This is a genomic window from Streptomyces flaveolus (genome assembly GCF_000716535.1).
In the GTDB taxonomy this organism is placed as follows: domain Bacteria; phylum Actinomycetota; class Actinomycetes; order Streptomycetales; family Streptomycetaceae; genus Streptomyces; species Streptomyces flaveolus_A.
The window spans coordinates 1-10,811 of the sequence record NZ_JNWV01000086.1; the positions used below are offsets into that span (position 1 = coordinate 1).

8 protein-coding genes and 1 pseudogene are annotated in these 10,811 nt (G+C 72.1%); 5 read left to right on the forward strand and 4 right to left on the reverse strand.

What is annotated here, in order from left to right; all coding sequences use genetic code 11:
• Positions 1 to 194: 194 nt before the first annotated feature.
• Positions 195 to 791 carry a GNAT family N-acetyltransferase gene (locus tag OO52_RS44830; protein ID WP_030659120.1) on the forward strand — a complete coding sequence of 199 codons (597 nt, stop codon included), beginning with the start codon at positions 195 to 197 and terminating at the stop codon, positions 789 to 791.
• A 130-nt stretch (positions 792 to 921) separates the two neighbouring features.
• Here the strand turns inward: OO52_RS44830 and OO52_RS44835 are convergent, their stop codons facing one another.
• A complete protein-coding gene (locus OO52_RS44835) occupies positions 922 to 2,028 on the reverse strand; it encodes an XdhC family protein (RefSeq protein ID WP_030659122.1) in 1,107 nt (368 codons plus the stop codon).
• Positions 2,029 to 2,210: 182 nt separating this feature from the next.
• Between OO52_RS44835 and OO52_RS44840 the strand changes: the two genes are divergently transcribed.
• Together OO52_RS44840 and OO52_RS44845 are read left to right on the forward strand one after the other, a co-directional pair.
• The gene (locus tag OO52_RS44840) at positions 2,211 to 4,244 is read left to right on the forward strand and encodes an elongation factor G (RefSeq protein WP_030659124.1); all 2,034 of its coding nucleotides are present in this window, start codon (positions 2,211 to 2,213) and stop codon (positions 4,242 to 4,244) included.
• 93 nt (positions 4,245 to 4,337) lie between these two features.
• Complete coding sequence (locus OO52_RS44845) at positions 4,338 to 6,191, forward strand: cellulase family glycosylhydrolase (RefSeq protein WP_030659125.1); 1,854 nt, start codon at positions 4,338 to 4,340, stop codon at positions 6,189 to 6,191.
• A 62-nt stretch (positions 6,192 to 6,253) separates the two neighbouring features.
• On the opposite strand, the gene OO52_RS44850 is transcribed toward OO52_RS44845, so the two are convergent.
• Positions 6,254 to 7,507 carry a YncE family protein gene (locus OO52_RS44850; protein WP_030659127.1) on the reverse strand — a complete coding sequence of 418 codons (1,254 nt, stop codon included), beginning with the start codon at positions 7,505 to 7,507 and terminating at the stop codon, positions 6,254 to 6,256.
• 140 nt (positions 7,508 to 7,647) lie between these two features.
• Here OO52_RS44850 and OO52_RS44855 point away from each other — a divergent pair, with 140 nt between their 5' ends.
• Together OO52_RS44855 and OO52_RS44860 are read left to right on the forward strand one after the other, a co-directional pair.
• Positions 7,648 to 8,310: a TetR/AcrR family transcriptional regulator gene (locus tag OO52_RS44855; RefSeq protein WP_030659129.1), complete on the forward strand. Its 663-nt coding sequence runs from the start codon at positions 7,648 to 7,650 to the stop codon at positions 8,308 to 8,310.
• A gap of 148 nt (positions 8,311 to 8,458) precedes the next feature.
• Positions 8,459 to 9,481: an alcohol dehydrogenase gene (locus OO52_RS44860; protein WP_030659130.1), complete on the forward strand. Its 1,023-nt coding sequence runs from the start codon at positions 8,459 to 8,461 to the stop codon at positions 9,479 to 9,481.
• 266 nt (positions 9,482 to 9,747) lie between these two features.
• On the opposite strand, the gene OO52_RS44865 is transcribed toward OO52_RS44860, so the two are convergent.
• Together OO52_RS44865 and OO52_RS44870 are read right to left on the reverse strand one after the other, a co-directional pair.
• Entirely contained in the window at positions 9,748 to 10,086 is a 339-nt protein-coding gene (locus OO52_RS44865; RefSeq protein WP_030659131.1) for a hypothetical protein, read from the reverse strand.
• Positions 10,083 to 10,811, reverse strand: a pseudogene (locus OO52_RS44870) (cytochrome c oxidase subunit I); the annotation flags it as partial. The gene OO52_RS44865 and the pseudogene OO52_RS44870, both read right to left, overlap by 4 nt.

Below are 10,811 nucleotides of genomic sequence, written 5' to 3' on the forward strand. Positions count from 1 at the left end.
GACACCACCCCCCAGGTCATCCGTTCGACAGGGGGCAACAGTCATACCGGGCCCGGAGGCCAGCAGCCCTCTTGCAGGGCCGCGAAGAAGATAACGGGGGCAGACGCGCCGCCGCTCTCCTGCCGGGCGGATACGCCGGGGACCCCCTCCGAGGCAGCCGCGTCGGCGAACGCCCGCTGTGGCAGGATGCCCTGGTGATCTCCAGTTCCGGCATACCCGCTGTCGTACCCCCCGGCCGCCTCGCCGGGCCCGACCAGCCCGTACTGCCCCTGGCCGGTGGCCTGGAACTGCGCCCCTGGCTGCTCACCGAAGCCGACGCGGACGCCCTGCTCACCGCCGGGCAGGACCCGGACATCAGCAGGTGGAACCTCTTCTCCGTCGCCGACCGCGCGGAGGCCCGGGCCCGGATCGAGCGCCTGCACGCGCGCCGGCTGGCCGAAACCGGTGCCATCTGGGCCATCGCCCCCCACGGCGGCGCGGCCGTGGGCCTCGCCGGACTCAACGCCGTCGACCTCGCCGCCGGCACCGCGGAAGTCCTCTACTGGGTGCTGCCCGCGGCACGCGGAACGGGCCTCGCCGTCCAGGCGGCGCGCCGGCTGAGCCGGTGGGCCCTGGACGACCTCGGTCTGCACCGCCTGATCCTGTGCCACTCCGTCGCCAATCCGGCCTCCTGCCGAGTCGCCGAGAAAGCCGGATTCGGCTACGAGGGCACCCAGCGCAGCGCCCTGCTGCACGCCGACGGCTGGCACGACCAGCACCTGCACGCGCGCGTGGCCGGAGACCCCGACTAGCGGCGCGGGGATTGTCAGTGCCGGGTGGTAGCCGCGCCGGCGCCCCGTCGGCCCCCCAGCCGGCTGACCCCGTCGGCACCCCGGCCAGGCCCCCGTCGCCCCGCCCCCACATCCCGGCACGGCGAGACCGTCACCCCACGCCCCGCGGGTGGATCGCCCCCCTCGTCCCGCTCAGGGGTGTGCCGGTGCCGCCCCATCTCAGGGCCACGATCTCCGCTGCCACCGATACCGCCACCTCCTCCGGGGTGCGGGCGCCGAGGTCCAGGCCGAGCGGGGAGCGCAGGCGGGACAGTTCCTGGTCGGTGAGGCCGGACTCGATCAGGCGGCGGAGCCGGTCGTCGTGGGTGCGCCGGCTGCCCATCGCCCCGATGTACGCCGCCGGGCGCCGCAGCGCCTCCAGCAGCACCGGCACGTCGAACTTCGGGTCGTGGGTCAGGACGCAGATCACCGTCCGCTCGTCGGTTCGGGTGCCGCGCAGATACCGGTGCGGCCAGTCCACGACGACCTCCGCCCGCTCCGGGAACCGGCGGGGCGTGGCGAACACGGGCCGGGCGTCGCACACGGTGACCCGGTACCCGAGGAAGTCCCCGATCCGGGCCACGGCGGCGGCGTAGTCGATGGCCCCGAACACCAGCATGCGCGGCGGCGGCGCGAAGGACTGCAGGAACACCGTGACGGTGTCCTCGCGGCGCTCCCCGTGCGGGCCGTAGTGCCGCAGGCCGGTCACGCCGAGCGCGAGTTCACCGCGCGCGTCGGCGGCGACGGCCGCGTCGAGCCCCCGGGTCCCCAGGCTGCCGGCGGCGGTCCGCGGCCACACCGCGAGGGTGGCCCCGCGCGGCGCCGGCCCGTCGACCACGGTGGCGACGGTGACCGGCTCACCACCCGCGACGGAGGCGGCGACCGCGCCGAACGCCGGATCCCGGGCCGGGGTCACCGGCCGTACCAGGACGGTGATCTCACCCCCGCAGGTGAGCCCGACCGCGAAGGCGTCCTCGTCGCTGTAGCCGAACGTCTCCAGTCGTGCCGCGCCGTTCTGGACGGCCTCCTGGGCCAGTTCGAAGACCGCGCCCTCCACACAGCCGCCGGACACACTGCCGACCACCTCGCCGTCCGGGCCGACCGCCATCGCGGCACCGGGCCCGCGCGGCGCGCTGCGGCTGACCGCGACGACCGTGGCCAGCCCGAACGGCACCCGGGCGGCGTACCACCGGTCCAGCACCGCGAGAATCTCACGCATCGCCCGCTCCTCGGCTCACACCTGGCACGGCATCTGGTTGAACGTTAATCCGTTGGCGGCGCGGCCGCCGTTCTGCTGCACTGCACCGGTCGAGTTCCCGAGAGAACCAGGAGCGATCATGCGCGCACCGTTCATGTCCGGCCCGGAAGGAATCGCCCACTCTCTCAAGGACATGACGCTTCGTGCCATTGCTCAATCTGGGAATCCTCGCCCACGTCGACGCGGGTAAGACGAGCCTGACCGAACGGCTCCTGCACACCGCCGGAGTGATCGACGAGATCGGCAGTGTCGACGCCGGCAGCACCACCACCGACACCCTCGCGCTGGAGCGGCGCCGCGGTATCACCATCAAGTCCGCCGTCGTCTCCTTCCCGCTCGACGGCATCGCCGTCAACCTCATCGACACCCCTGGTCACCCGGACTTCATCGCCGAGGTGGAGCGGGTGCTCGGCGTGCTGGACGGAGCCGTCCTGGTCGTCTCCGCAGTCGAAGGCGTCCAGGCGCAGACCCGCGTGCTGATGCGCACCCTGCGCCGGCTGCGCATCCCGACCCTGGTCTTCGTCAACAAGATCGACCGGCGCGGCGCCCGGGACACAGCCGTGCTCGGCCAAATGGCCCAACGGCTCGCCGTGCCGCTCGTCCCCATGGGGACCGCCGCCGGACTCGGTACGCGCGCCGCCCGCTTCCTGCCCGGCCTCGGCCCGGCCGCGCTGGACGCGCTGGCGGACCAGGACGACGGCCTGCTCGCCGCCTATCTCGACGGCGGAGTCCCGGAGTCCCGGCTGCGCCGCGCCCTCGCGGCACAGACCCGGAGCGCCTCCGTCCACCCGGTGTACTTCGGCTCCGCCATCACCGGCGCCGGCGTGCCCGAGCTGGTCGACGGCATCGAGCGGCTGCTGCCCACCGCCGCCGGCGACCCGGACGGCCCCCTCTCCGGCACCGTCTTCAAGGTCGAGCGGGGCCCGGCGGGGGAGAAGGTGGCCTACGCCCGCCTCTTCTCCGGCACCCTGCGCGTCCGCGACCGCGTCCCGTTCGGCGACGGCCGCGAGGACACCGGCACCGGCGGGCACGGCCGTCGGCACACCACCACCGGCCGCGAAGGCCGCGGCACAGACGGTCGCGTCACCGCCCTCTCCGTCTTCGACCACGGCACGGACACCCGCGCCGACAGTGCCGGCGCGGGCCGGATCGTCAAGGTGTGGGGCCTCGGCGGCATCCGCATCGGCGACGCGCTCGGTACGCCGGGACGGTCGTACGAGCACCACTTCGCCCCGCCCACCCTGGAGACGGTCGTCGTCCCCGGCCCCGGCACGGACCGGCGTTCCCTGCACCTCGCGCTCACCCAGCTCGCCGAACAGGACCCGCTCATCGGCGTCCGCCACGACGAGCTGCGGGGGGAGACCTCCGTGTCGCTCTACGGCGAGGTGCAGAAGGAGGTCGTCCAGGCCACCCTCGCCGACGAGTACGGCCTGCACGTCACCTTCCGTGAGACGACGACCCTGTGCATCGAACGGCCGGTCGGCACCGGGCACGCCGTCGAGTTCAACAAGAAGGACGCCAACCCCTTCCTGGCCACGGTCGGCCTGCGCGTCGACCCCGCCCCGCCCGGCTCGGGCGTGGCGTTCCGGCTGGAGGTGGAGCTGGGCGCGATGCCGTACGCCTTCTTCAAGGCGGTGGAGGACACCGTCCGGGAGACGCTCGGCCAGGGGCTGCACGGCTGGCAGGTCACCGACTGCACGGTCGCCATGACCCACTCCGGCTACTCGCCCCGGCAGAGCCACGCGCACCAGGGCTTCGACAAGAGCATGTCGAGCACGGGCTACGACTTCCGGGGCCTGACCCCGCTGGTCCTGGTCGAGGCGCTGCGCCGGGCCGGCACCCTGGTGCACGAGCCGGTGCACCGCTTCCGCCTGGAGGCGCCGGCCGACACCCTCGGCGCGCTGCTGCCGGTGCTGGCCCGGCTCGGCGCCGTACCCGAGACCACCGGCACGCACGGGGCCGCCTGTGTCCTGGAGGGAACCGTGCCGGCCGCCCGGGTGCACGCGCTGGAGCAGCGGCTGCCGGGGCTGACCCGGGGCGAGGGCGAGCTGGAGACGGCCTTCGACCACTACGCGCCGGTGACCCGCGGCACGGTCCCCGAACGACCGCGCACCGACCACAACCCGCTGAACCGGAAGGAGTACCTGCTGAACGTGACGCGCCGGGTCGGGGAGTGAGCCGCCACGTCAGCCCTTAGCTGACCAACAGTCAACTTACTTGTGAGTCAGAAGCTATTGACGCTCCCGGACCCCCGCCGGATTGTGGTGTACATGCGGAAAATTCGGGTGCGTCAGCCGGCTGTCCTGGTCGTCCTCTGCGGATCCCTGACGGTGGCGGGAGTCCCGCCCGCCGCCGCCACCCCCTCCGGCTCCCTCTGGTTCGACGGTGCCCCGCTGACCGTGCGGGACGGCCGGTTCACCGACGGCCAGGGCCGCGAGGTCGTGCTGCGCGGCTACAACGTCTCCGGCGAGACCAAGCTGGAGGAGAACGGCGGCCTGCCCTTCGCGTCGGTCGCCGACGCCCGCACGTCCGCGACCGCGCTGCGCGCCCTCGGCGGCGGCAACGCGGTTCGCTTCCTCCTCTCCTGGGCGCACGCCGAACCCGTGCGCGGTCAGGTGGACACCGCCTATCTGGCCGCCGTCACCGAGCAGATGCGGGCGTTCCTCGACGCGGGCATCCGCGTCTTCCCCGACTTCCACCAGGACCTGTACTCCCGGTACCTGTTCGACTCGGGCAGTTGGTACACCGGCGACGGCGCCCCCAAGTGGGCGATGGACGCGGGGAGTTACCCGAAGGAGTCCTGCGGGATCTGTCTGTTCTGGGGCCAGAACATCACCCAGAACGCGGCCGTACAAAAGGCCCAGTACGACTTCTGGCACAACACCCACGGCCTCCAGGACGCCTTCCTCGCCACCGCCCAGACCACCATGGCGTACCTGAAACAGCACCTGGACAGCGCGGAGTTCGCGGGAATTACCGGCTTCGACCCGTACAACGAGCCGTATGCGGGCGGCTACGACTCCGGGCAGACCTCCCGCGCCTGGGAACGCGATCTGCTCTGGCCGTTCCACGTCAGGTTCCGCGCCCGCATGGACGCCGCCGGCTGGCGGGACAAACCCGCCTTCGTCGAGCCCAACCTCTTCTGGAACGCCAACATCTCCACGCAGAAGCAGGAGGGCGGCCTGCTGGACGCGGGGACGCTCGGCCCGGGCTACGTCCTCAACACCCACTTCTACGACCAGAAGGCCATCTCCGGCATCCTGATGTGGGGCAAGGCGGCCGACGGCCAGTACGCCGCCGACTTCGCCGCCGTCCGCGACCGCGCCTCGGCCGCCGGCACCGCGGCGGTGGTCAGCGAGTTCGGCCACCCCCTGTCCGGCACGGTGTCCGACAAGGCGCCGACCGTCCTGAAGGCCATGTACCAGGCCCTGGACTCCCGCCTGAAGGGGGCGGGTTGGTGGGCCGACCCGGCCTCCTCCGGCCCGGTGCTGTCCGGTACCCAGTGGCACTGGGACCTCTACAACGGCCGGCACCACGAGCCGATGAACGGCAACCCCGGCAAGGTGCTCGCCTCCGGGGACGCCTGGAACGACGAGGACCTCTCGGCCGTGCGGCTCGACGACTCCGGGAACGCCACCCTGCGCCAGGACGCCCGTCTGCTGGACCGCGTCTATCCGAGTGCCACGGCCGGCACCGCCCTCGCCTTCACCTACGAGGACCGCTCCCGCGACGGCTCCGCCACCCTCACCTGGAACCCGGTGCCGAGCTCCCTGCCGAACGTGGCGAAACTGGTCGGCTCCGGCCAGTACGGGCTGCTCGTGTGGCGCTCCGGTGACGGCACCGCACCCACCGAACTGCACCTGCCGGCGTCCTTCCCGACGGGGGCCACCACGGTCGTCTCCGACCTCGGCACGGTGCACGCACCGCCCGCGTACGGCTCCGCCACGCCGGTCGCCGTGGCCCCGGAACCGGGCGGCACGGGCAGCCGCCGCCTGCTGCTGACCGACACGGACTCCGGTGTGCCGCACTACGCGCTGGTCACCAACGGCGCCACCGCCCCCGCCGCGGACCTGCTGAGCGCGGCGGAGGCGGAACTGGCCGCTTGGGCGGCGGCGCGCTTCTGACGGCAGAGGTGTGGCCTCCGGGGAGAGTGGGGACACCCCGGAGGCCACGGCTCGGTGCGGCGTCAGCCACCGCTGGGACCGGTCCAGTCGGCCTGGACGTGCCCCAGCCGGACGCGCTGCGGGTGGTCGCCGACCGGGACCGACGTCACCTTCCTGCCCGTGGCGAAGTCGATCGCCGTCACCTGGTCGGCGCCGCTCTCGGAGACGATGCAGTCCTTGCCGTCCCCGCTGACCGTCGCCCAGTACGGCTTCGACGTCGTGACGAGCGGGCCCTCCTGGAGCGAGGCGCGGTCGACCACGGTCGCGTAGTCGTCCATGGTGCCCGCGACGCACAGCTTGGTGCCCTCGGGGTTCATCGAGATGCCGTGGTGACGCGAGTCGTTGACCCAGGTGGTGCGGTCCTCGCTGGTCGCCGGGTTCTTCGGCAGCGTCTTCATCCGGGTGATCTTGTCGGTGGCGACGTCGTACTCCAGGAAGCCGTTGAAGAACGACACCTGGAAGTACAGCTTGGACTCGTCCGCGGAGAACACGGCCGGGCGCACCGCGTCGGAGAAGTCCTTCAGCCCGAACGCGTCCAGCCGTTGCCGCATGTCGATGACCTTGACCTGCTTGTACGTCGTCGCGTCCACGACGGTGATGTGCCGGTCGCCCTTGGTCCAGTCCCAGCCCGGGCTGTCCAGGTCGGTGTTGACGTCACCGATGGACATGTTCCAGATGTACTTGCCGTCCTTGGTGAAGATGTTCTCGTGCGGCTTGTCACCGGTGGCGAACGAGCCGAGCTGTTTGCCGGTGTTGATGTCCAGGACGTGCACGGTGTTCGCGGTCGAGGCGGAGACCGCCACCCGGGTGCCGTCCGGGGAGACCGCCATGTGGTCGGCGCGGTAACCGGACACCGGGAAACGCCAGTTGACTTTCCCGGTGGCGAGGTCGAGTGAGACGACGTCCGCGAAACTCGGCCGGGACACCACCACCGACCTGCCGTCGGGCGTGGAGTACATGTCGTCGGCGAACTGGTCGTGACCCTCGCCGACGCTGTTGCGGATCGCCTGGAAGTAGATCCACTTGATCGGGTCCGCGTTGATCTCGGCCATCCGCGCGTCCCTGTCCGGGATGACGTTGATCCGGCCGATCTTCGCGAAGTCACCGGAGGAGCGGATGACATCGGCGGTGCCGTCCCAGTTGTTGCCGACGAACAGCACCTCGCGCAGCCCGGCGGGGGCGGCGGAGCTGGCGGAGGCGGCGGTCGCCGGGGCGGCGACGGTCAGGACGAGGGCGGCGGCCACGGAGCACAGGTGCCTGGTTCTGGAGGCAGCCATGACGGCTCTCTTTCCTCGGGGGAATCTGAACACGGGTGCTTTCACAGTGAACTTACTGAAAAGTAAGGAAGGGATGGCCTTCTCGACAAGATGTGTGCACGACAAGATTGGGGGAGTGGCGGAATGACGGAGGGGGACGCGTGGAGGGCAGGCTCAGAGCGCCGACGGGACGCTACGGCGGACGGTCCGCCGAGGAACGGCAGGCCGAGCGCCGCCGCCGCTTCCTGGACGCGGCACTGGGGCTGTTCGGCGACACCCCCGGCTACCGGGGCACCACGGTCGCCGCGCTGAGCCAGGCCGCTGGACTGTCCACGCGCCAGTTCTACGAGGAGTTCCGCACCCTGGAGGACGTCCTCGCCGCGCTCCACCTCCAGGTCAACGGCTGGGCCGAACAGGCCGTCCTGGACGCCCTCGCCGACGCGGACGGGCTGCCGCTGGCCGAGCGCGCCGCCGTGCTCTTCCGGGCCTACGCCCACGGCGTCACCCGCGACCCGCGCCGCATCCGGATCGCCTTCGTGGAGATCGTCGGGGTCAGCCTCCGACTGGAGGAGCAGCGCCTCGCCCGGCGCGCCCGCTGGATCGACCTCATCCGCGCCGAGGCGGACGCGGCCGTGGCCCGCGGGGAGGCGGCGCCGCGCGACTACCGCCTCGCGGCCACGGCGTTCATCGGCAGCGTCAACGGCCTGCTGCACGACTGGAGCGCCGGCTGGGTGGACGCCACACTGGACGAGGTGGTGGACGAACTGGTCCGGCTGCTGCTGGGCATGCTCCGGCCGGAGGGCTGGCGCCCCGGGAGCCCCTGACGCACAGGCGGGCCGAGCGGGGTCGGGCGGGCTCGCGGAGCCGGTCGGCGCAGGTCGGTGGCGGTGGGGTCCGCTCGGCGCGCGGGATCGGGCGGAAGCTGCTCTGCTGGGTCTGTGGGGGCTGTCCTACCCGTTCCCGGAGAGAGCCATGAGTACCTATCGAGCCGCGCAGGTCACCGCCCCGAACGGCACCTTCGAGCTGGTCGACCGCGAGGTCCAGCAACCGGGGCCCGGCCATGTGAGGATCGCCGTGGAAGCGTGCGGGGTCTGCCACAGCGACGCTCTCTTCGTGAGCGGCGGACTACCGGGCGTGTCGTTCCCGGAGGTACCCGGACACGAGATCGCCGGACGCCTGGAGGAACTGGGCGCGGGCGTGCGGGAGCGGGGCTGGCAGGAGGGCGACCGGGTGGCCGTCGGCTGGTTCGGCGGCAGTTGCGGCCACTGCCGGCCCTGCCGCGAGGGCGACTTCATCGTGTGCCAGAACCTGAAGGTCCCCGGATGGACCTACGACGGCGGCTTCGGCGAGAAGGTGATCGCACCCGTCGACGCCGTGGCCCGGATCCCCGACGCGCTCTCCCCGAGCGACGCCGGACCGATGGCCTGCGCGGGCGTGACCACGTACAACGGACTGCGGCGCAGCTCGGCCCGGCCCGGCGACCTGGTGGCGGTGCTCGGGATCGGCGGCCTCGGCCACCTCGGCGTGCAGTACGCGGTGGCCATGGGCTTCGAGACCGTGGCGATCGCCCGGGGCGCCGCGAAGGCCGACTTCGCCAAGCAACTGGGCGCCCACCACTACGTCGACAGCACCTCCGGCACCCCGGTCGCCGAGGCGCTTCAGTCCCTCGGCGGCGCCAAGGTCGTCCTGGCCACCGCGGGGAACTCCGAGGCCATCACGGCCACCGTGGACGGCCTGGCCCACCGCGGCGAACTGGTGGCCATCGGCGCGGACACCGCGCCCCTCGGCATCAGCCCCGCCCAGTTGCTCATGGCCGGCCGCGTCGTGCGCGGCCACCCGTCCGGCACCTCGCAGGACGTGGAGGACACCATGGCCTTCAGCGCCCTGCACGGCATCCGCCCCATGACCGAGCAGGTGCCGCTGGACGGCGCGGACGAGGCGTACCAGAAGATGCTCTCCGGCGGAGCGCGCTTCCGGATGGTGCTGACCGCCTGACACCACGTCAGGCAGGACCCGGCGCGCCCAGGGCGTGAAGGCCGCCGAGGACACGACCGGCCTCCAGGCGTACGGCAAGGTCCTCGCCGGCACCGGCACCGGCGCCGCCCAGGCGCGGTCTCGGTTCAGGCCCACCTTACCCGGGGCGCCGCCAACTCCCTCGATTTCACCGACGGTCCGGCCCCCGGCACCCTCACCGGGTCCAGGCCGAGCTGTGGGACTGCGACGGCGGCGGTCGGAAGTGGTCACGGACCTGGCCGCCGGACCTACGCGGCGGCGGACACCGCCAGCAGGACCGCCGCCGCGAGCACCGCGCAGCCCAGCACGCAGCAGGCCAGCAGCCGGCGGCGGAGTGCCCGGTAGCGCGACTCGTACGCCTGCCGCAGCTCCTGCGCCCGTTCGGCCGTGCGGTGCCACGAGAGCCGGGCCAGTGCGAGGTACTCGGCCTCGAACTGCCGCTCCACGTCGTCCCGTTGGCCGTCGGTGAGCCAGCCCAGCCGGGAGCTCAGGCGCACCGCGGCGGTACGGCCCTCCTCCCGCGCGGCGGCCAGCAGCAGATGGCCCTCGATCTGCCGGACGAGGTCCCGCTCGTCGTGGGCCGTCACCGTGCGGTCAACTCCGGTTCCGGGGACGGGACGTCGGGGTGGTGCAGGTCGAACGCCGGGGATTCGCTGCGGATCCGGGGCAGCGTGAGGAAGTTGTGCCGGGGCGGCGGGCAGGAGGTCGCCCACTCCAGCGAGCGGCCGTAGCCCCAGGGGTCGTCCACACCGACCGGCTCGCCGTACCTGGCCGTCTTCCAGACGTTGTAGAAGAACGGCAGCAGGGACGAGCCGAGCAGGAACGAGAAGACGGAGGAGACCGTGTTGAGCGTGGTGAGCCCCTCGGCCGCGAGGTAGTCCGGGATCCGCCGCTGCATGCCCTCGGCGCCCAGCCAGTGCTGGACCAGGAAGGTGCCGTGGAAGCCGATGAACAGCGTCCAGAAGGTGATCTTGCCGAGGCGCTCGTCGAGCAGGCGAGCATGACGCCGGTGAGCCCGCCGAAGACGAACGTGATGAGGAAGCCCATCACCCAGAGCATCGGTGTCTCGAAGGACAACGAGCCCTTCCACATGGTGCCGATCCAGTTGAAGAACTTCACACCGGTCGGTACGGCGATCAGGAAGGTCATGAAGGAGAAGAACGGCAGCAGCACGCCGCCGGTGACGTACATGTGGTGGGCCCACACCGTCACGGACAGACCGGCGATCGCGATGGTCGCGGCGATCAGACCCATGTAGCCGAACATCGGCTTGCGGGAGAACACCGGGATCACTTCGCTGATGATGCCGAAG

Coding starts and splice junctions, on each gene's coding strand:
- OO52_RS44860 (WP_030659130.1), top strand. CDS start 8,459: ATGAGTACCTATCGAGCCGCGCAGGTCACCGCCCCGAACGGCACCTTC.
- OO52_RS44835 (WP_030659122.1), bottom strand. CDS start 2,028: ATGCGTGAGATTCTCGCGGTGCTGGACCGGTGGTACGCCGCCCGGGTG.
- OO52_RS44850 (WP_030659127.1), bottom strand. CDS start 7,507: ATGGCTGCCTCCAGAACCAGGCACCTGTGCTCCGTGGCCGCCGCCCTC.
- OO52_RS44845 (WP_030659125.1), top strand. CDS start 4,338: ATGCGGAAAATTCGGGTGCGTCAGCCGGCTGTCCTGGTCGTCCTCTGC.